The organism is Paenibacillus sp. R-74696 (assembly GCF_055814915.1).
The window spans coordinates 589,194-610,481 of the sequence record NZ_JBPULM010000046.1 but is presented as its reverse complement, the minus strand read 5'-3'; the positions used below and the strand labels follow the sequence as shown (position 1 = coordinate 610,481).

At 45.5% G+C, this 21,288-nt stretch carries 19 protein-coding genes; 14 read left to right on the top strand and 5 right to left on the bottom strand.

Features of this window, described 5'->3' with window-relative positions; translation table 11 throughout:
- Window positions 1-96 precede the first annotated feature (96 nt).
- The 3 genes from ACSR9A_RS27210 (at window position 97) to ACSR9A_RS27200 (ending at window position 5,299) form a co-directional block, all read left to right on the top strand.
- On the top strand, window positions 97-3,450 hold the full coding sequence (locus ACSR9A_RS27210) for an ATP-binding protein (RefSeq protein WP_473761182.1): 3,354 nt from the start codon (window positions 97-99) through the stop codon (window positions 3,448-3,450).
- 194 nt (window positions 3,451-3,644) lie between these two features.
- Window positions 3,645-4,625, top strand: a complete 981-nt coding sequence (locus ACSR9A_RS27205; RefSeq protein WP_473761181.1) for a cell wall hydrolase — start codon at window positions 3,645-3,647, stop codon at window positions 4,623-4,625.
- Between the two features lie 296 nt (window positions 4,626-4,921).
- Window positions 4,922-5,299 carry a VOC family protein gene (locus ACSR9A_RS27200; RefSeq protein ID WP_473761180.1) on the top strand — a complete coding sequence of 126 codons (378 nt, stop codon included), beginning with the start codon at window positions 4,922-4,924 and terminating at the stop codon, window positions 5,297-5,299.
- Window positions 5,300-5,408: 109 nt separating this feature from the next.
- Here ACSR9A_RS27200 and ACSR9A_RS27195 read toward each other — a convergent pair whose 3' ends face one another.
- Window positions 5,409-6,446, bottom strand: coding sequence for an NAD(P)/FAD-dependent oxidoreductase (locus tag ACSR9A_RS27195; RefSeq protein ID WP_473761179.1), 1,038 nt, complete (start codon window positions 6,444-6,446; stop codon window positions 5,409-5,411).
- A gap of 199 nt (window positions 6,447-6,645) precedes the next feature.
- Here ACSR9A_RS27195 and ACSR9A_RS27190 point away from each other — a divergent pair, with 199 nt between their 5' ends.
- The 4 genes from ACSR9A_RS27190 (at window position 6,646) to ACSR9A_RS27175 (ending at window position 8,623) form a co-directional block, all read left to right on the top strand.
- Entirely contained in the window at window positions 6,646-7,137 is a 492-nt protein-coding gene (locus tag ACSR9A_RS27190) for a SitI3 family protein (RefSeq protein WP_473761178.1), read from the top strand.
- A gap of 371 nt (window positions 7,138-7,508) precedes the next feature.
- Window positions 7,509-7,715 carry a hypothetical protein gene (locus ACSR9A_RS27185; RefSeq protein ID WP_473761176.1) on the top strand — a complete coding sequence of 69 codons (207 nt, stop codon included), beginning with the start codon at window positions 7,509-7,511 and terminating at the stop codon, window positions 7,713-7,715.
- A gap of 42 nt (window positions 7,716-7,757) precedes the next feature.
- The gene (locus tag ACSR9A_RS27180) at window positions 7,758-8,216 is read left to right on the top strand and encodes an IS110 family transposase (protein WP_473761271.1); all 459 of its coding nucleotides are present in this window, start codon (window positions 7,758-7,760) and stop codon (window positions 8,214-8,216) included.
- On the top strand, window positions 8,129-8,623 hold the full coding sequence (locus ACSR9A_RS27175; protein ID WP_473761175.1) for a transposase: 495 nt from the start codon (window positions 8,129-8,131) through the stop codon (window positions 8,621-8,623). The genes ACSR9A_RS27180 and ACSR9A_RS27175 overlap by 88 nt, the downstream gene beginning before the upstream one ends.
- Window positions 8,624-9,142: 519 nt before the next feature.
- Here the strand turns inward: ACSR9A_RS27175 and ACSR9A_RS27170 are convergent.
- From ACSR9A_RS27170 to ACSR9A_RS27155, 4 genes are all read right to left on the bottom strand, one after another.
- A complete protein-coding gene (locus ACSR9A_RS27170; protein ID WP_473761174.1) occupies window positions 9,143-9,508 on the bottom strand; it encodes a DUF5615 family PIN-like protein in 366 nt (121 codons plus the stop codon).
- Complete coding sequence (locus ACSR9A_RS27165; RefSeq protein WP_473761172.1) at window positions 9,508-9,945, bottom strand: DUF433 domain-containing protein; 438 nt, start codon at window positions 9,943-9,945, stop codon at window positions 9,508-9,510. The genes ACSR9A_RS27170 and ACSR9A_RS27165 overlap by 1 nt, the downstream gene beginning before the upstream one ends.
- Window positions 9,932-10,501, bottom strand: coding sequence for a hypothetical protein (locus tag ACSR9A_RS27160; RefSeq protein WP_473761171.1), 570 nt, complete (start codon window positions 10,499-10,501; stop codon window positions 9,932-9,934). Before ACSR9A_RS27160 ends, ACSR9A_RS27165 begins: the two co-directional genes overlap by 14 nt.
- A 595-nt stretch (window positions 10,502-11,096) precedes the next feature.
- Complete coding sequence (locus ACSR9A_RS27155) at window positions 11,097-12,608, bottom strand: methyl-accepting chemotaxis protein (RefSeq protein ID WP_473761170.1); 1,512 nt, start codon at window positions 12,606-12,608, stop codon at window positions 11,097-11,099.
- 279 nt (window positions 12,609-12,887) lie between these two features.
- Here ACSR9A_RS27155 and ACSR9A_RS27150 point away from each other — a divergent pair, with 279 nt between their 5' ends.
- From ACSR9A_RS27150 to ACSR9A_RS27120, 7 genes are all read left to right on the top strand, one after another.
- Complete coding sequence (locus ACSR9A_RS27150; protein ID WP_473761169.1) at window positions 12,888-14,651, top strand: sensor histidine kinase; 1,764 nt, start codon at window positions 12,888-12,890, stop codon at window positions 14,649-14,651.
- Complete coding sequence (locus ACSR9A_RS27145) at window positions 14,644-16,251, top strand: helix-turn-helix domain-containing protein (protein WP_341279217.1); 1,608 nt, start codon at window positions 14,644-14,646, stop codon at window positions 16,249-16,251. Before ACSR9A_RS27150 ends, ACSR9A_RS27145 begins: the two co-directional genes overlap by 8 nt.
- A gap of 102 nt (window positions 16,252-16,353) precedes the next feature.
- Window positions 16,354-17,268, top strand: coding sequence for an ABC transporter permease (locus tag ACSR9A_RS27140; RefSeq protein ID WP_046232877.1), 915 nt, complete (start codon window positions 16,354-16,356; stop codon window positions 17,266-17,268).
- Window positions 17,269-17,300: 32 nt separating this feature from the next.
- Window positions 17,301-18,230, top strand: a complete 930-nt coding sequence (locus tag ACSR9A_RS27135; protein WP_341279216.1) for a carbohydrate ABC transporter permease — start codon at window positions 17,301-17,303, stop codon at window positions 18,228-18,230.
- Between the two features lie 88 nt (window positions 18,231-18,318).
- Window positions 18,319-19,887 (top strand): ABC transporter substrate-binding protein, encoded by a 1,569-nt coding sequence (locus ACSR9A_RS27130; protein ID WP_473761168.1) that lies wholly within the window; start codon window positions 18,319-18,321, stop codon window positions 19,885-19,887.
- A gap of 394 nt (window positions 19,888-20,281) precedes the next feature.
- On the top strand, window positions 20,282-20,578 hold the full coding sequence (locus ACSR9A_RS27125) for a LiaF transmembrane domain-containing protein (protein WP_341279214.1): 297 nt from the start codon (window positions 20,282-20,284) through the stop codon (window positions 20,576-20,578).
- A gap of 33 nt (window positions 20,579-20,611) precedes the next feature.
- Window positions 20,612-21,286: a PspA/IM30 family protein gene (locus ACSR9A_RS27120; protein ID WP_046232873.1), complete on the top strand. Its 675-nt coding sequence runs from the start codon at window positions 20,612-20,614 to the stop codon at window positions 21,284-21,286.
- Window positions 21,287-21,288 lie beyond the last annotated feature (2 nt).

Genomic DNA, 21,288 nt, shown 5'->3' with positions numbered 1-21,288 from the left:
TATATTTAAAAAAAAGCTATGTTATGATGCAGAGGCGGGTGCTATTGCTCCGGCAATTTTATTGTGAAAAAAGGGGTAATCAGCGGTGAAGCTTCCATGAAGAAACGTGTGCCTTTCCTCTACTATTTCGTTCCGATAGCACTAGCTTCATTTATATTCATTATACTAATGACGTTTAATTCTGCACTAGATAAGGATAAACCTGAAGCGAGCAGGGGGAAGCTGTCCATTACAGCCCAGGATCAAATTGCTGGCACTGGCAGCTCGCTGGACGGCGAATGGGAATTTTACTGGAATCAGCTGCTGGAGCCTGATGATTTTACAGCGGGGAGCGCAGGGCAGGCGGGGTATATAAAAGTGCCAAGCTCATGGAGCCAGCATGAGGCTGATGGACAAAAGCATTCAAGCAAGGGCTACGCCACCTATCATCTTGTTGTACAATTGCCAGAGGCGGAAACCGAGCTGGGCCTTGTGGCAAAAGGGATAACAACGGCCCACCGCATGTGGATCAATGGGAAGCTCGTTTCTGAGAGCGGAGTTGTAGGCCGCAGCGAGACGGAGTCGATACCTTATATGATGCCGTCCCTGATTCGCTTGGAAGCAGGTCAGACACAGGCAGACATTGTCATTCAAGTGTCCAACTACACCCAGCGAAAAGCAGGCTTGTTTGCTCCTTTAACTTTAGGGGAATACGACAGCCTGGATCAATATATGAAAAAGAAGCTCGTATTTGAGAGTATGTTGATTGGCTGCATGCTCATTATGGGGCTTTACCACATCGTTTTATTTATCCTCTTGCGTAAAAATTGGGAATCTTTATTTTTTGGCCTTATTTGTGTAGTGCTGGCTATGAAAAACAGCTCCCAATCCCAATACACGCTATCGGTATTAATTCAAAGCCTAAACGATAATGTCTTAGTGAAAATCGAATATTTGGGCTTTCTCGGGAGCGCCCCGCTATTTGTGCTGTTTTTCTATTACAGCTTTCCGGGCCAAGTGACAAAACGGATGCGAAATATACTGTGGATTCCAGGCGGGCTGCTGACCTTGTTCATTGTTGTGACGCCGGTTCAAGTGTTTACGAAGCTGGCCATGGTGATGCAGGCCTATGCGATCGTGATTGGTTTTGTGCTCATTCAATATGTATTCAAGGCTGCCATTAGACGGCTGTCAGGCGCAAATTTAATGCTGATGGGCACCGTTGTCTTTTTTATAACGGTCGTCAATGATATTTTGATGAGCAATGACACGATTCGAACGGGCATCTATTTTCCATATGGGCTGCTGTTTTTAATTATTTGCTTATCCATTATTGTGTCGATCAAATTTTCCAATGCCATTAAAACGAATGAGCGCTTATCTGCGCGCTTGCTTGATCTGGATAAGGTAAAGGATGAGTTTTTGGCTAACACCTCTCACGAGCTGCGTACGCCGCTGAACGGCATTATTGGGCTGGCGCAGTCGCTGCTTCACAGCATGCATGATCGGATAGAAGACAGCCAGCGTGTGCATTTGAACATGATTGTATCGAGCGGTCAGCGCATGTCCTATTTAATTAATGATATATTGGACTATGCTCTATTAAAAAATAATGATATGCGCCTTCATCTAACGAAAATCGATTTGTACCAGCTGGCACAGGTGGTGCTTACGGTCGTCAAGCCGCTCGTAACCGGCAGAAATTTAGAGCTGCGCAATCATATCCGCTCCGATTTTCCACCTATTTTTGCCGATGAGAATCGGCTGCAGCAAATTTTGTTTAATTTAATAGGTAATGCGATCAAATATACGCCTTCCGGGCATGTGACGATAACCGCGCAGCATTTCCGCGACTATGTGGAAATACATGTGGAGGATACGGGAATCGGCATAGCTGAGGACAAGTTCGAAGTGATTTTCAACCCGTTTGAGAAGCTTGAATCGATTGATGATACGGGCACGGGGCTGGGCCTGAAAATTACGAAGCAGCTTGTTGAATTGCATGGTGGAGAAATTACGGTATGGTCGAAGGTTGGTCAAGGCTCATTGTTTAGCTTTACCATCCGTCATCTGGGGGTTAAGGGCCTGCCGGTATCGCTGCTTGAACAGCAACAGGAGCGGTTGAATGGGCATGAGCTCATCGCTGTTGAAAAAGAACAGACAGCAGTGGCCGCCCACGCAGGTACAGGGAATAGAGGCAGTTCAGAGCTGCCCATATCTTCACAGCGGCCTTATCGCGTGCTCATTGTGGACGATGAACCCGTGAATTTGCAGGTCGTTATTCAACAGCTGGCGCCGTTGAACTGTGTATTCGAGTCTGCTACCAGTGGTGCTGAGGTGCTGGAGCGTATGGATGAGCTGCATGAAATGGATTTGGTTATTGCCGATTTGATGATGGTCGGCATGTCCGGCTATGAGCTATGCGGCCTGATTAGAGAAAAATACAACTTAATCGAGCTGCCCATATTGATTATGACGGCAAGCAGCAGGGATCATACGATTATGGCCTGCTTTAGCGCTGGAGCGAATGATTATATCTCGAAGCCGATTGGCCGCAATGAGCTCGTAAGCCGTGTCCGAACGCTGCTGCTGTTAAAAAGGTCCGTTCAGGAAGTAAGCCTCAATGCGCAGCAGCTTGCGGAGTTGAACGAGCAGCTTTCCGAGCTGAATACGAATCTGGAACATCGCATTCATGAGCGAACGGTGGAATTGGAGCGGAAAAACAAAGATTTAAGCCGGCTTGAGCTGTCCCGCAGGCGTCTGCTCAGCGATATTTCCCATGAGCTGCGTACGCCGATGACGGCGATTCAAGGCTATGTAGAAGCGATTGTATCCGGGCTTGTGGAGCAGGAAGCGGATAAAAAAAGGTACTTGCAAATGGTGCTCGTCAAAGCGCTTGGCCTAAACCGTTTGATCCATGATTTATTTGAGCTGTCGCGGCTAGAATCGGGCAAATCCGAAATGATCTTTCTCATGATGACGCTTCAGGAGCTGGTCGCCAAAATCGAGGATAAATTCATGCTCGATGTTGTGCGCGCCGGACTGCATTATGATTTTCAGCTGGCATTTGATTCAGCTAAGCTCGCCGAATACCATGTCGTTGTGGATATGGACCGAATTACGCAGGTGCTGACCAACCTCGTGTTTAATGCGATTCAGCACACAGGGGCCGAAGGGCAGATTCGTATTCATTGTGCAATCGAAGAATGGGCAGGAGATGACGATTCCGTCGGTCAGCTCACGATACGTGTTCAGGATAATGGGGCAGGCATGCAGAAGGAGTCGCTGCCATTTGTATTTGACCGCTTCTTTAGAGAAAGGCATGATCGGCAGGCGGTTCAGGGGAGTGGAATCGGTCTTGCGATTGCCAAAGAAATCATCCACTATCATGAGGGAGAAATTCATGTGGAGAGCACGCTGGGAGTAGGAAGCACCTTCTATTTCACGCTTCCGCTGTACGTTTTAGAGTAGTGGGTGGAACAAGCTTCTTATTAATTCTGTGAAAATGTTAATCCTACAGACCTATTTAGCTGTGTTATAATTTTGCCCAGAGAAAGAATGCTGGGAGATTGCTCCAGCTAGGGCGTGTTTTATGGTGAGGCGCTGCAGCGGTTTGCTGTTATTGCTTCAAGTGAAATACGACCACAATATTCTGGGAGGTACGTATGATTAGAGAAAGCAGGCCGGTTAAACGGCTAATATTCGCTATGGTTTTGGGAATGCTTCTGCTATGCATCGGGCCCTTGGCAAGCGCTTCGGCTGCGGATGACGCGAAGATTAAACTCGACGGCAAGCAAGTAGTGCTGAATGATTCTACGTTTATACTGGATGGAAGATTGTATGTGCCTGTAGCTCGCATCGCTGAACTGTTCAGTGCCAAGTCGAGCTGGGATAGTGACAATGAGGAAGTAACGATACATACGGCAGTGAATGATAAAATCGTCCTCGGAAACGGAGTGCCCGTTGTCTATTTCAACGATGAGCGGTATGTAATGGATGCGGCTCCCGTGTTCAAGGAAGGCAGACTGTATGCGTCCCTGCGCCAATTAGCAGAAATGCTGCATGCTGATCTGCAAGTAAATGCGGGATCAGGCGATATTGAGCTTGCTACAGTGAAGCCCGCAGTAATAACGGATAAATACGGTATTGACGAGATTAGCAAGGAAACGAGCAGCAGCAAGTCGGAGCTTCTTAAGCGCAACGGGCTGGATAGCAAGGCGAAGCTTAAAGCGGGTACGAAGCTTAAAGTGATCATTCCTTCGATCTTTGATCATGCGGCTGACCCGTTTACAGAAGCGGACTTGACGCTGCTTGCCAAGATTACAATGGTTGAATCCGGTTATGAGTCTTATCAAGGGCAGCTTGCCTTAGCGAACGTCATATTGAACAGAGTGAAGGACTCCCGTTTTCCAAGCACGATTCGTGAAGTGATTTATTCGGGCAGACAGTTCCCGCCAGCTCACAATGGACTCCTTGATAAAAGCAAGCCAAATGAAGGCTCCCTGCGCGCAGCTAAGGAAGCGCTGAATGGCAAAAACAACGTGAAAAATGCAATCTACTTCTTTAATCCCAATGTGTCCAAAGGCGCCTTCTGGGACAGCCTGGAAGTCATTACGACGATTGGCAATCATAGCTTCGCAAAATAGGAACGACACATATAGAGAAGTCCGTTATGGCGTAATCAGCCGTAACGGACTTTTTTTGAAATATAGGAAAGGATATGCTTTTTCCGTCCTTTCCTATATTTCTCGGACTGAAACGCGCCGTCAGAGGACGGCGCGTTTCAGCTTGCTGTATGGATCTAAGCTGATTGGAAGCATGATTATGCTAGTTTAGTTTACCGCATCAAAGTGGAAAAGGCTGGATTTGTATTGGAAATAGCATTAAAATAGATTTATAAAATGAAACTATGTTTCACTATATGAAACAGGAGGCGAAGTACATGGCATATCATTTTTATGGCATTGACCATATTCAGCTTGCAGCCCCGGAAGGCTGTGAAACAGCGGCAAGAAGCTTTTTTAACGGTATATTAGGTTGGACGGAAATTCCAAAGCCGGAAATGCTGAAAAAACGCGGCGGGGTCTGGTTTCAATGCGGCATCCATCAAGTGCACATTGGCGTGCAGCAGGATTTTGTCCCAGCAACGAAAGCCCATCCTGCCTTCCACGTACAGAGCCTAGAGGAATTGCGCGAGCATTTGCTTCAGCACCACATCCAAGTGATCGACGACGAGGCTAGGGCAGATGAAGGCGTTAAACGCTTCTACTTAAACGATCCTTTTGGAAACCGCCTTGAGTTTCTAGAGTGGCTCTCCTAATCATTTAATAAGCCGAAGGCAGACGTGTATGCACAAAAGCCCCTATCCGGTTATAAAGCCGGACAGGGGCTTAGCAACAATAAGAATTAGTTTATGCTATGGACTAGCCTTACGATTTAAGAGATGCGATATGCAGCTGTTTATTACGTTCCTTGAAGCGTACATTATGGGAGGAAACGTAGGCGTAATGATCCGCTTCCGGCTCCATGTATAGCTTGGCGCTGTTCAGGGCAAGCACGGCATCGGTAAACGTTCCGGCAATCAGTCTTACCTTGCTGTCGTAATGCACGCAGTCGCCAGCAGCGAAAATGCCCGGTACATTCGTCGCCAGACGGTTGCTGACGTTGATCGCCCACTCACCCAGCTCAATGCCCCATTCTGCAATCGGGCCGTAGTCGCTCGTATAGCCATGGTTGACGACTACCGCATCCACATCGAGCACCTCCGTTTCGCCCGTCTCGGCGTTAGTAATCGTAACACTGTGAATCGTCTCGCCTTGCCCGTTCAGCTGGCTGACGAAATAAGGCGTACGCACATCGGCGGTTGCCATCATATCCGCGACATGCTTCTCCATCGCTTTGAACTGATCGCGGCGGTGAATAACGATAACCTCTGCCCCGATGCCCGTAAGCTCATTCGCCCAATCGACTGCGGAATTGCCGCCGCCGGAGATTAGCACTCTTTTGCCGCGGAACGATATCAGCTCTTGAATGGTGTAATGCAGATTCGTTACCTCATAGCGGTCAGCGCCCTGAATATCAAGCTTCTGAATTTGCGTAATGCCTCGGCCTACGGTCACGATGACCGTACGCGATAGATGCTTCTCGCCAGTTGTCGAGGTAAGCAGGAAATTCCCGTCCTCTTGTTTTACCACTCCAACGATTTTTTGGTTGAACACGAGAGTGGGGCCAAATGTGCGCGCCTGCTGCTCCAGCCAGGCAATCAGCTTGTCACAGCGCATCGGTGGAATGCCGCCGACGTCCCAAATCATTTTCTCCGGGTACGTGTGCAGAAAGCCGCCAAGCTCATTTTGAGCTTCAATCAGCTTAGTTTTCAAATCGCGCATTCCGCTATAGAAAGCAGTGTACATGCCCGCAGGGCCTCCACCAATAATCGTTACATCAAATAATTCCAAGGATTCTGACATTTGAACAAGCCTCCAATTATAATGAAAATCATTATCAATCCACTATTTTCTATAGTAAAGGAGAATAAGGGAAGCGTCAACAACAGGTACGCTGGCAAAAGAAACTTTTTCCTATTGAAGTGCTTCGGTCAGAATCCGTTCAGAGCTATTTGATATGATGCATATAGGATGCTGATATCAATAAAGCGGAGGGGAATTTATGGCACTGCAATATTCCTTAATGTTTGAGGAGCGGTTGTTGACACAGTCGATGGTAACAAAGGTTTTAAAGCAATTGGGCTTTGTAGCCGAGCAGCTGGTTCCGCTAACCAATGGATTTCGAATCGATGAGTTTAATGAAAGAATCGGATTTTCGGTGACCATAGTCGATACGCTCGATATGTCATTTGGATGGGACTCTGACTATTTGGAGGATGAATTCGTATACCAGCAGCATGTGAGCTTTAAGCTTTACAATTCGTACGATACAGAGCCGGAGGCTTGCGAGCTGATGCTCCAAATGGTGTTCAGCCTTCTCGAAACGGTGGGCTCGGATGCCCTTTTGACGTTTAGCGACTCAGAAATTTTTTATCGAAAAAATAACGCCCTTTATGTCAATAATGATTTCGGCTTCTGGGAGCATGACAGCGTGAAAGCTTTAATCGGCACGATGGTGTACCAGCCTTTTAGATCATTTTCTCATATATTTTAGAGAGGAAGATTGTAATGAAAGAAAGGGAAAGAACATAGAAATCTATAGTAGCATTTGCCTCTAGTTTTGTGTGCGAAAGGTCTATTTGAGGACAGTTTTTAGAGGATAAGTAAGCAATTTTAGAAGGATTGCTTGGAAAGATGCTCTTCGTATTATCAGGTTAGCCAGAATCTTCTGGTTGGCCTTTTTTTGTGGTTGTTTTATGATGGGGGAAGCTGGGAGAACGTGATGCTCTTAGGGGCGAAGACCCCGTCAAAAAAACAGTTCTCCTACGACCTCCAAAAGACCATGTTTGAGCTGGTAGAGGCATCACAAGCAAAGTTGGAACCATCGTGGAAAGGCCGGCGAAATAAGAGATAAGGAGTGAAGACATGGGACCTGTCATCGGAGTTGATGTGGCTAAAGGATCAAGCGTCGTGCAGGCATTTATGAAGCAAAACGAGCCTTATGGAAAAAGGGAATCTATCTTACATGAGCAGTATGGTTTCGAACGATTGGGAGAGAGCGTGAGCGAGCTTCAATGCAGCGCTGGTTTAGCTTCGGTTGTGGTACTGGAAGCAACAGGCGAGTACCACTGATCGTTAGTCTCGTATCTGGAGCGAAGTGGTTAGAAGTGCTATATCGTCAATCCACTACAATCCAAACGGGCCAAAGCAACGCAATTAAGAAAGGTAAAAACGGACGCAGCAGATGCTTGGCATTTGGCAAAGATGTACTACCGCAGAGATGTGAAGCCCCATCGAACATGGAACGAGACGTTTACGGAGCTTCAGCATGTCACAAGGCAACATGAGTTTGTCACTGGACTCTTTGTTCAAGCCAAGTTAAACAGTCGAGCATTGCTGGAGCAGGTCTTCCCGGCTTATGAGCAGATATTTTATAATCTGTTCTCTGTGACCTCGTTAAAAGTACTTGCCTGTTGTTTGGAAGATCATACGCAGGATTGGGATAAGACGATGGAAAAGAGTGCAGGAAAAGCACGTTCCAGACGGTGGGTGGAAGAAAAGGCAAAGAGGCGCTTCTGCCCTGGAAAGAACAGCCCAACAGTCGATCTCAACGGATCACGCTGGCTGGAATGATTTCATTGTTGCTGGCGATAGGCGGGCAGTTAAACGAACTGGAAAAACAAATGGAGGAAATTTCGATAAGTCTGCCTGAAGTGGAGCTGGTGAAAAGCATCCCAGGGATTAGGACTAAGCTGGCTGCAGTCATTGTAGCAGAGATCGGAGACGTGAACCAATTTAGCAATGCCAAACAGCTCGTAGCTTTCGCAGGTCTGGATCCCGGAATTTTCAGTTCAGGAAAATTTACAGCAACCAACACAAGGATCACAAAACGAGGTTCCAAGAGGCTTCGACGTTCCTTATATTTAGCAGTGCAATGTGGAATCTGGACAAGTAGCAACCAGAAAATACGAGAATACTATGACAAAAAAAGAAACGAGGGCAAGCCTTACGAGGTGAATGAAGAAAATTTGGCAGCGTAACTCTTTCGTTGTTATTAAATATTTGCAAAAAAAACAGAAAAAAGTTAGAAATGGGAAATCATATTTTCTATATAATGGATGTTTTTGATTTCAATAAGAAAATGAAACAGTCTGTAAATGAGTTAAGGAATCATTAACCACACTCATGTAAACGAAATTCAAGTAAAAGTGCGGATGAAAATACATGAAATGAATAAGGTCGATGGTAAAATTCAAGAAAATTCATATTTAAATCGACTATTGAATACAAGGAATGAATAGACTAGAACAAAATCTAAAGTCATGCTCTTGGAAATATCACTACTTGAATACGGAATGAGAATATACGAAAGACTTTGCGTACGTAAGATATTATAAAAAAAATAATATAGAAGGATCTTTCGCTTATTCTATCTAAGAAAAAGATCCTTAATGTTTAATATTAGTTGATATTTTTTTGCTAATTATGCAAGGAAAGTAGTTGGTACTTAGAGATTTTCAAGATGAAAGTGTCATCGTAATAATGTAAGTATAATGAATTTAATGTATCTGATTAAAATCATGAGTGTTTGTAAGTTCCCAAATTGTATTTTTAATATTTTTTTTATCTTTTAGAAAAACACCAATACGATTACATATAGGTGAAGAATTGGATTTTCTCAACTGACATTTCAACCATATAAGACCTTCATGTGAAACGTTACTTACTTTTGGTGGAATTTGTATTACAAAATCCTTTCCATTATGTGTAATTAATATACGACTTTGTTGTTGAGCAAGAAAAAAGACCTGTTGATCAGAAATTCCTCTTTGTTCTAATGAAAACACACTTACTACATCAAATCCTAAATTTTCAAAAATTTCTTGAGCCTTTTTTGTTATATTCTCATCTAAAAATAATTTCATTATATATCCTCATGAAAAGGTCTATCTAGAACTTCTACAACAAATTCTAAAGACTTTTTAATCTTTTCATTTTCAAGGTCATAGTCTTCGCATATTTCCTCAATGCTCATTCCATCACTAAAACAAGAAATTATTAAAGATACTGGGATGCGAGTGCCTTTAATTACAGGCATCCCTCCAACTGTATCTTTATTCATGGAAACACTCTCGTGTTTTGAAGATACATTATTATAATAATTTAATATATCCATACTACTCATCACTCGTTCCCGATTTTGTTTATATATATCATATCCGGGAATCGGTGGATTTATGCCTGCTGAAACTGTAGACTGTTTTAATCCTAAAGGTAAAGTGAATGATTGAAATTCTTTTCTTTCTTTAGTCCATCCAGTTCTCAATGTACTACGTATCCCTTTTTCTTCAGTTACTATCATAGTTCTCCTCCTCACTATTAATTTTATTCATATCTTCTAGAGCACTTTGTAGCTTTTCAATAAGTTCTGATAGTTCTTGTTTTGTGATTTCAATTATTAGATTTTCAGTTGAAAGTTCTGTATTTGGCTTATTATAATAAAGATTTAATAGTAGACTATTACCCAAAATATCATTAGGATCATTTTTATTTCTTTGAGTAGCAATTTCAAAATCTAATTCATCAAAAGTATTATTAAAACTTATAAAGTGTATCCTCAAGTAATCTAAAGTGTTTTGATCTCTCAAAAATTTTTTTTTGATAATTTCTAGTTCTTTGTCATCTACATCATCAGGAACTTTTCCTACACTTAAATCAAATGATACTTTAGCTATTTTAAATCCTACATCAATAAATTCTTCTTCTGTTAAGTTTGAATCTATCTTTTTAAGTTCTTCCTCAACATCTACTTTTGGGCGAAAAGATATTCTATCTTTAGAAGATTTAAATATTAACTTTTTATCGTGGTATAATCTGGAGAATAATTCAGTGTATATTAAAAAAGTATCATTCAACATAATTTTCACCCTCTCATATATTTTATAAACTACACATAAAAGAAAGCTTCTAAATCCATTATAAGAACTAGTCTGCGCAAAATCCCAAAATATGCGTTAGGCAAATTTTAACATACTCACTTGGGAAAGTAAATAATGAAGATGGTTCTTTATGCCTATTAAAAATACATATAGTAATTAAGACTTATTTGATATTTCAAGAAAATTTCTTTATTTAATTGAATGCGCACCTCAGAGTTTTGTGGAATTATTGAAATTATTACCTTTCAATTTCTCTATTCTCTGATAACGAATGCAAACAATCGTATCGTTGATGATTATACTTTTAAAGGGGGAATTATCAAGAAATTCTCCAAAATGTGAACTAGATTCCGATCCTCAAAAAAGGATAGTTGATATTCTTAAAAGTTAAGTGGATTGTACTAAAGAGCCCCAGTACTGGCTACCCCAAGAATAACATACAACATTGTTTCAATAAATCGATTACTTCCTAATGATTTTTAGTTTTGAAAAATAGCACAATTTAAAGATTACTTCATTATGGAGAATTGATAAGAAGTTCTCTTAAGATTGTGCCTTAATAAAGACTTTGAACCTACAACGTCTTCGCAATATCGACGAGCGACTGTGACATGTCGTTAATTTCATCCATGGAGGCGTTGACCTGCTCGGTTAGGGCAGCCTGCGTCTGCGTTAAGCTAGCCATATTATGAATGTGCTGGAGTATTTCTTCGATATAATCCTTCATCGTGTTCAAGCTGTTTTCAATGTTGACGGTTGCATCGGCGCTGTGGACGGCCAGCTTGCGCACTTCATTGGCCACGACCGAAAAGCCTTGGCCCAGCTCGCCGGCACGTGCTGCCTCAATCGCGGCATTGAGGCCCAGTAGATTCGTTTGATTGGCGATTTCTTTAATGAAATTAGAAATATTTTTCGTCTCGTCGGCACTATTTTTGGCGTGATTGGCGGCTTCGGTCGATTGCTCTTGGGCAACGGCGAGCTCCTGTGCTTGGGTTGTGACATTGTTAATGCCTTTGACCATATCCAAAATCGATTGCGAAAGCTGCTGGGTTTTCTCATTCATCAGCTTGACGATATCATCTTTATTTTTCTCATAGGTAACATCCCGAATCGTGCCGGCAACCCGAAGTGGAACGCCTCTCGAATCCCGGACTGTTTCTCCACCTGCATGGAACCAGCGATACTCGCCACTTTTTAACTTTAGGCGATAGTCCAGGTCATATGGCGTTTTACCGCTGTAATCATTCATATGGTCCGCAAATCCTTTAATTGTCCGTTCCGCATCATCGGGATGAAGCCGGCTGCTCCAGCTGCTGAAGACGTTAGGGAAGTCGCTCTCGTCTTGAAAGCCAAGCGTTTTGCGGAATTGGGGCGACCACCAAAATTCATTATTTGGATTGACCACATCGCCAGCTACGACCGTCATATCCCAAGGAGCCTCGACTAAAGCACGGCTGATCAGATCGTAGCGCGTAACGAGAGCGGCAGTCTCCTGATCCTTCATTTTCTTGTCATGAATATCGAATAAAGCACCAGCAACGCGGAGCGGAACGCCCTTCGAGTCTCTTACCGTCGTGCCCGTTGCACGGAACCAGCGATATTGGCCGTTTTTCAGCAGCAAGCGGTATTCCAAATCATAAGGGACGGTCCCGGTTCGATCATTCAAATGGTTGGCAAAGGCAGCGAGTACCCAGTCATGATCCTCTTTGTGCAGCTTGGACGACCAACTGTCCAGTACATTCGGGAAATCAGCCTCATTCTGATAGCCTAGCATTTTGCGAAAGGCATCGCTCCAAATGAACGTATTTTTCGGATTGACCGGATCTCCCGCAATGACCTGCATATCCCATAGTCCAACTTGGATAGCCGCTGTTACAAGCTGTAAACGAAGCTCTGCGTCTGCGGCCTGCTGGGTCATCATCTGAAGGGCAGCATTAAAATGCTCTATAATGGCTCTCGTCTCGTCCGAATTTATAGCAGGCACTTGGAATGGTGAAAAATCATGCTGTGAAAATTGTGCAGAGCGTTTTCTAGCTTCTTCTAGCAAGGCTGTCATAGGTTTTGTCTGTGTGTCCTTGAGAAACATAAGGTTGTCCCCCTTAAATTTGTGAAACTTTTAATCAAAGTCCCAGGTTAACTCCACGATAACATTTAAAACGCCTTTTTTCTACAACATTCGACACACTTTCGACGGTTTATCTAGCTTCTTTTTTCCTAATTGATAGAAACGAATGATAACTAGGCTGCAAGTGGCGCCAGCAAGCAGAAGAGAGCTCTTTTCACCTTATAGATTATGATTCAAAGAAAAGCCTTTCAATGGTAATATAGGAGTAATTAGTAGATTAATTTGGGAGGATTGCGGCCTATGAGGTTTGGGCAATCGATTAAAACGAAGCTGATCATCGGCTTTATGGGCGTTATGCTCCCAATTGTCGTATACATGCTCATTAACAATATGTATGCGAAAACAATTGTACGGGAGAAGGTTTCGGAGACGTATCGCAATACGCTGGATATATTCGGCGGCCAGATGGATCAGAATCTGGAGGAAATCAATGAATATTTGTATCAGATGTCGGTGCTTGATTCCGATGTCGGCCTGCTCACCTCGTTTCCGATGGACAGTGATTGGTATATGCTCACGAAGGTGCAGATCGATTCCAAGCTGAATCGGGACGTTGGCGTGTACAGCTTGCTGGACAGCATTTTCGTCTATCATGAGCGGGACATTATATTTGGCACGGATAATGCAGTATATGAGGATGCGCGGCAAATCATTAAGCAAAATATGATCCAGATGACGAAGGGCGGCCAAGCGCCCCGCAATGATCCCGAAACGTGGGAGGTCAAATTTGACGAGCGAATTCCCGGGCATTATTTTCTCATTAACTTTATTGAAGTCAGAGATGGGCTCTACGTCGGCGGCATCATTCGAGTGAAGGATTTGGAGCGGCTGCTGGCGATTCAATGGAGTGATGGCGACATCGGCAACAATGGTATTTATTTGCGTGATGCCAATCAGTCCGCCCAGGCATTGACTGAACAAGCGCCGCGGCTTCTTAGTGAAAAGTCTGCTGCAGCTGCGGAGTCGCCGGGTTCCGTCGTCGATCCGGAGACGAAAGAGTCGTATTTGGTGCTGAACCGCGACAGCAGCTTGGCCAATATTGCGTATCGGGTACTGGTGCCGGAACAGACGCTGCTGAAAAGCCTAATTATTTTCCAAAATGCAGCCTTGCTTGCGCCGTTCGGCTTTCTGCTGCTGCTGGGCATTTATTTGCTGTTTATGCGCAATATGCTGTTCAAGCCGCTTCGCGAGCTGATGCTCGGGATGAAGAAAATCGCCATCGGCCAGCTCGATGTCCGTCTTGAGGCGAAGCAGTCGGGGCAGTCGCTGGAGTTTGCTTTTCTCGGCAACACCTTCAATAAAATGGCCGAGCAAATTACGACGCTCAAAATCGACGTTTACGAGGAGCAGCTGCGCGTCAAGCAGGGAGAGCTGCGGCAGCTGCAAGCGCAGATCAACCCGCATTTTTATATGAACAGTCTAAATATTGTTTATAATTTAGCAGCGCTGGGCGATACGGAATCGGTGAAAAAAATGTCCCTGCATCTCGCCGACTATTTCCGCTTCATTATGCGTTCGAACCGCGACATGATTTTGCTCAGCGAGGAGCTGGATCATATCGACAACTATATTACGATTCAGAAAATGCGGTTTCCGGATAAGCTGCAATTTACATATGACGTGCCGGAATTTGTGAAAAACTATAAGGTCGCGGCGCTGATTGTGCAGCCTTTTGTGGAAAATGCCATCATTCACGGATTCAAAAATCGCCGCAAGCCATTCATCATTCATATTGGAGTGGAGACGCAGAAGGATGGCGGATTTTATTTGACGATTACCGACAACGGAACGGGTTTCGCGGAACCGGTTCTGGAACAGCTGCAGCGCAAAATCCCGCTTGTTGAAGGGGAGACGAGCAGGCTCGGCATTATGAATGTCATCCATCGGCTGCAATTAATTTATGGCGAACGGGCAGCTATTACGTTCAAAAATATTGAAGAAGGCGGCGCTGCCGTTACCATTCGATTCCCGGTGGGGGAAGAGGAGCTAATTGCGAATGTATAATTTGCTAGTTGTAGATGATGAGGATATTGCCGTTCGCGGCATTGTACAGGGCATTAATTGGTCGGATGTGCCGATAGGCCAGCTGTTTACCGCCTGCGATGCGGAGGAAGCGAAGGAAGTGCTGCTGCAGGAGAAGGTGCATATTGTGCTGTCGGATATTGACATGCCTGATTTGAACGGCATTCAGCTATTGGAGTGGGTCAATGAGCATTCCCCTTCCTCCGTCACTGTGTTTTTGACAGGCCATGCGGATTTCAAATACGCGCAGCAGGCGGTGCAGCTCGATTGCTTCGATTATTTGCTGAAGCCAGTCGATCACGAGGTGCTGAAGACCTGCATTCATAACGCGATTGAGAAGGTTGTGGAGCTGGAGGAGCTTGAAGAAATCCGCAGCACCTACAGCCATTATTATGAGCAGTGGAACAAGCAGCGGCCTGCGCTTATTGAGCGTTTTTGGCAGGATATGCTGCATTACCGGGTTTCCGCTGCCCCCGTGCACTTGGACTCTTCAATGGAAACGTACGGCATACCGCTGCGCGCGGATAGCGAAATTCGAGCGGTGCTGATCAGCATTGAGCATTGGCGGGAAGAATGGTCGGCGCGCGATGAGGAAATTATGACCTATGGGGTGAAAAATGCAGCGGCCGAGCTTGTTCTAGGCGGCAAGCCCGGACATATTGTGCATGACGGAAACGGTATTTTGTATGCTCTCTTCTATAGTAATGAGGAGGACGAGCAGGCAATTGCCGATCGCTGCAAAAATTTTATCCAGCAGGCACGTGGTCTGCTGCATTGCCAGCTGTCTTGCTATATCGGCACCGCGACGGTTGCGCAGCAGCTTCGCGGCAGCGTACAGCGGCTGCTTGATCTGGAGCGCAGCAATGTGAATGCAGCCTGTGCCGTCATACACGAAAGCAGCCAGAGCGGCCAGGCGACGAGCACAGCGATAGCTTCGCAGCCGCTGCCCTTTACCGATTGGGCGATGCTGCTTGCGCCGGGCAAGCGGGCGGAGCTGCTGCTGCGAATAGATGAGCATTTTGATCATTTGCAGCACAGCAACGGTGATTATACGCAGCTTGCCTCGTTTTACTTCGGTTTTATGAATATGGTATTCCAGTGGCTCGGCAAGCAGGGGGTCGCTATAACTGACGTGTTCGCCAAGCGTGAATGGGAAGCCGGTGAGCAAGTCATGAAGTCGCTGCCGCGCATGCGCAGCTGGACGCATCAAGTATGCATGCAGCTAACGGATTATGCCGGAACGGCTGGCAAGGACGTATCGCAGGTCGTTTCCAAAGTACAGCGTTATATGGAGGAGCACTTGGACGAGCAGTTCAGCCGCGAGCACGCGGCGGAGGCCGTCTATTTAAATCCGGCGTATTTGTCGCGGCTGTTCCGCCGGGAGACGGGGCATTCGCTGACGGATTATCTCGTCAGAATGCGAATCGCCCGCGCCCGGGAAGAGCTGGAGAAGACGAATACGAAAATTAGCGATATTGCGGTCATGATCGGCTATTCGAACTTTTCCCATTTTTCCAAGCTGTTCAAAAAAGAGACAGGCCTCACTCCGCAGGAATATCGTAAAAAGGTCCAGCATATTTAAATAAGTCATTATAGCGTTAATACAGTCACGGAGCCGATAGATGAGAGGCTCCGTTTTTCATTACAATTTAAACATAGAGAGGGATGGAGAAAGGATGAAAATATGACGCTCGCTACCAACATGAGAAGATATTGGATCTTCTATGTCATGATGGCTCCAGGAGTATTGTTTTTGATTTTCAACAACTATATTCCGATGTTAGGAACCGTCATCGCATTCAAAAACGTCAATTATGCTGATGGGATTATTAATAGTCCTTGGGTCTGGTTCGACAATTTCAAGTATTTGTTTAAAACATCAGACGCCTGGATTATTACGAGAAATACGCTGCTTTACAACATTTCGTTCATTATTCTGAATATGATTGTGCCAGTCGCATTTGCGATTATGCTCAATGAGATGAAAAACAAGCTGATGGCGAAGTTTCATCAAGCGGTCATTTTCCTAGCTTATTTTTTATCGATGGTCGTAGTCAGTTATTTGGTCTACGGATTCCTGCATGATACGCATGGCTTCGTAAATACCTCCATTATGAAATGGCTTGGACTTGAGCCGCTGCAGTGGTATTTCGAGACGAAAATATGGCCGTTCCTGCTACCGATTATTAATACGTGGAAAAACGTCGGTTATTACACCGTGCTTTATTTAGCGGCTATTATCGGCATCGACGACGAATATTACGAAGCGGCAACGATAGACGGCGCCAGCAAATGGCAGCAAATCAAAAGTGTGACGATTCCGCTGCTTATGCCAACGATTATCGTACTGACGCTGCTGCAAATTGGACGGGTATTTTATGCGGATTTCGGTTTGTTCTTCCAAGTGCCGCGCGAGTCGGGTCCTTTGTTCCCGGTAACGAACGTTATTGACACGTACGTTTACCGTACCTTTATTGCAATGGGCGATATAGGCTTATCGTCAGCAGCTGGGCTGTACCAATCGTTGGTCGGCTTCATACTCGTATTCCTGTCGAACTGGTTCGTTCGCCGAGTCGACAAGGATAGCGCATTGTTTTAGAGCAAGGATAAGAATGGGAGGAAACAAACACTATGCAAACTGAAATGAGCAAATCGGGCTCGAACCCGTTCAACTCGATTTCGCCAACAGCAAATACGATTATCAACATTGGGTTCATGCTGTATACGATCGCTTGTCTGCTGCCGATTCTTCTAATCGTCATGGTATCACTATCGAATGAGCAGGATGTGCTGACGAAAGGCTACAGCTTCATTCCGAATCAAATCGATTTTACCGCCTATAAGTTTCTGTTTACCGATTGGCAGCAAATTTTACGCTCTTACGGCGTTACGATCTTCGTAACGATCGCTGGTACCATTCTCAGCCTCATTATTATGGCGCTGTATGCGTATCCGATTTCGCGGACGGACTTCCCGCATCGCAAGTTTTTCACCTTCTTCATTTTCTTCACGATGCTGTTCAACGGCGGGCTGGTACCTTGGTATCTCGTTTACGTGAATATGCTGAATCTGAGGGATAACATTTGGGCACTTGTGCTGCCGCTGCTCGTCTCTGCGTTTTTCGTGCTCGTCATTCGCACGTTTTTCCAGTCGACGATCCCAGTAGCGATTCTCGAAGCGGCCAAAATCGACGGAGCGAGCGAGATGCTGATATTCTTCCGTATCGTCACGCCGCTTTCGCTGCCCGTGCTGGCAACCGTTGCGCTCTTCAGCACCGTCAACTACTGGAATGATTGGTTCCTCAGCCTCGTCTTCATAACCGATGACAAGACGCTGAGTATCCAATATCTCATGTACAAAATGCTGCTCAACATCCAGTTTCTGGCGAGCAACAGCAACGCGGCATCGGCTATTGCCGCAGCAGGGGGCCAAGTTTCGTTCCCGAATGAAACGGTGCGTATGGCTATGGCGATTATGGGTATTGGACCAATCGTATTCGCTTACCCGTTCTTCCAGAAGTATTTTGTAAAGGGTTTGACCGTCGGTGCTGTAAAAGGCTGACGGCAGGCTCTGCCTGCTAAGGGCTGTAACCGGATCAATTCCGGTGCAAGCATAGATTTATCATTTTTTTGGGGAGGTCAAAGGGAATATGATTAGAACAAATAAGGGAGTGCTTGGCGTTACCACCACGATGCTCACTTTTGCTTTATTGCTGAATGCTTGTTCCGGCGGCAGTGGTGCGACGAATGGAAATGCTTCACCAAGCAATGCAGGGGAAGCAGCGGCAAGCCCGGCAGCATCCGAGGCGGCAACACCAGCAGACAATGGAGCTGCGGCTTTGGAGCCGTATACGATTAAACTCGTGTACACAGGTGCTCCTCAGGCGGATGAAGCGAAAGTAGAAGCCAAGCTTAACGAATATTTGAAGGATAAAATCAATGCTTCCATTGATTTAATGCCAATCGATTGGGGTCCGTGGGATGATAAAATCAATCTAATGATCGCTTCGCGTCAAAAGGTTGATATTATTTTCACAGCGCAATGGAATAAGCATGCCGTTAACGTTGCAAAAGGCGCATTCATTGATTTGGGCGATCTGCTTAAAGAAAATGGCCAAGATATTTTGAAAACGCTTGATCCGGTATTTTTGGAAGGCGCGAAAATCAACGGCAAAAACTACGGCGTTCCAACGAATAAAGAGCTTGCGGCGCAAGGCGGCATCATTTACCGCAAAGACATTGCCGATGAACTGGGTATTGATATGACCGCAGTAAAAACGATCGCTGATCTTGACAACGTATACAAAGTTGTAAAAGAAAAGCACCCAGAATTGACACCACTTTATTTGAAAGACGGCGAGACGTTCAACTCGCATTATTTCGGCAATTATGACGCGCTGGGCGATACGTCCATCCCGGGCGTTATTTTGAAAGACGAAGATGGCACGACGGTTAAAGCTAACTATGACGTGGCACGTTATGTGGATACGCTCAAGCTGACTCGCGACTTTTTCAAAAAAGGCTATATTAACAGCGACGCAGCAACGAACCAAACGATGAACTACGATGCCATGAAAGCAGGCAATGTGTTCTCGATGACTTCGTCGCTGAAGCCGGGCAAGGATAAAGAGCTTGAAAACCAAACGGGCATGACTGGCAAGCTAGCACAGCTGGAGCTGAACACGAAGACGATTGCGACTTCGGAAACAGCCGGCTCGATGCTAGGTATCTCTTCCACTTCGGAAGATCCTGCTCGCGCTATGATGTTCATCAATCTGCTTCACTCGGACAAATATGTCAACAATCTGCTTAACTTCGGTATCGAGAATGACCACTATGCGAAGGTTAGCGATGAAGTGATTAAATCCACCGACAATACGAAAAACTACAACCCAGGCGCAGCTTGGATGTTCGGCAGCCAGTTCCTGAACTATGTGTGGGAAACAGAGGACCCGAACAAGTGGGAGAAATTCAAAGAGTTTAACCAAAATGCCAAAGTTTCCCCTGGCCTTGGCTTCGTCTTCGACGGCGAGTCTCTAAAAGCGGAAATCGGCGCAGTTGTCAACGTCGACAAACAGTATTTGACGGCGCTTGAAACAGGCTCGGTCGATGTCGATAAAGTACTGCCGGAATATACAGCGAAGCTGAAATCCGCAGGCATCGAAAAAATCATTGCTGAAAAGCAAAGCCAGTTTGACAAGTTTTTAGCTAGCAAATAAAGGTGAAACGGCCGAAAGCCGTCCTCTGGCGGCGCGGCGCGTTTCAGTCCGAGAAATACAGAGAAAGGATAGCGCTACGATATCCTTTCCTATATTTTTAAAAAATACCGGCACACAACGTAATTCAAGCAAGCTGGCAGCCTCCTCAGGTCGAGGGGGCTGTTGGCTTGCTTTTTTGCATAAAAAACCGTACTAAGACTGCGGTACGGCATGCCTCCCCGACCAAGGTCTAGTGTGAAAACAGCCGCAGGTCCATTTTAGAAACATGCAAAACAACCTACAATAAGTACATAAGCAACACCGCAACAAACGAAGCAAGAAACGCAAGGAACTAACAAACGATTGGGTATTGCAGCATTTCACAAATCACAACCTGGAAGGCGGTGACAAACAAATGGCAAATCAAAAATTACTTGGTGTTATCCTGGCCGTAGTAGGAAGCTTCATCGTTCTCAAATTTCTCGGCGTACATCTTGGCGGATTAATCGGCTTCCTGTTCCCTTTCATTCTGATCGGCCTAGGTGTTCTCGGCTGGAGCAACAATAAGAAATGGATCGGAGGCATTCTCATAACGATCGGTGCACTCGGCGTGTTTGCAAAATTTTCAGGCTTGATCCTGCTGGTCTTGGCAGTTGGACTCGTTGTATATGGCGTTTCGCTTCTGAGAAAAAGCAGCTATCGCGGTTACTAATCAAATATAGATGGAGATTAAGGAGGGAAGCCAATGAGCATTATGCGTAGAGTTCGCGACATTACGGTTGCTACACTAAATGAACGATTGGAAAAAGCAGAGGATCCCGTTAAGCTGATTGACCAGTTTCTCTGGTCGACAAGGGAAGATATTTTGCAGGCGGAGCGCTTGTATGAGCAATATACAGGGCACACCAACCACTTGAAGATTCAATGGCTGCAAGCTGAGCAGCAGAAGGAAAAGCGTGAGCAGCAAGCGATGACTGCCTTGAAGGCAGGCGAGGAGCAGCTGGCAAGACTGGCGCTTCACGAGAAGGCAAGCAGCGAGGAGCGCGCAGCGCAATACCGCGATTTGTACGAGCAAAGCAGATTGAATACGCTCGGCCTTGAAGAACAGCTTCGTGAAATGCGCAGTGAATACCAATCGGTTTATGATAGACGTGAATATTATGCAGCAAGAATGGAATCGCTAAGGTTGCAGCAGCGAATGAATGCACGGTTTAGCGGAATTGGCGAGCAAGGCGCGCAGCCTGGCAGCATGTTCAGAAGGCTCGAAGACAGCATCAGCAACATGGAGCTGGAAGCGAAGAGCTTGCACGATTTGCGCCGAATGGGCAGAGAGTTCGCTACTGAAGCAGGCCATTCGATTCAATCGGCAATCGAGCAAGAGTTGGAGCAGCTCAAAAGGAAGCTGCAGAAGGAGGGCTGATT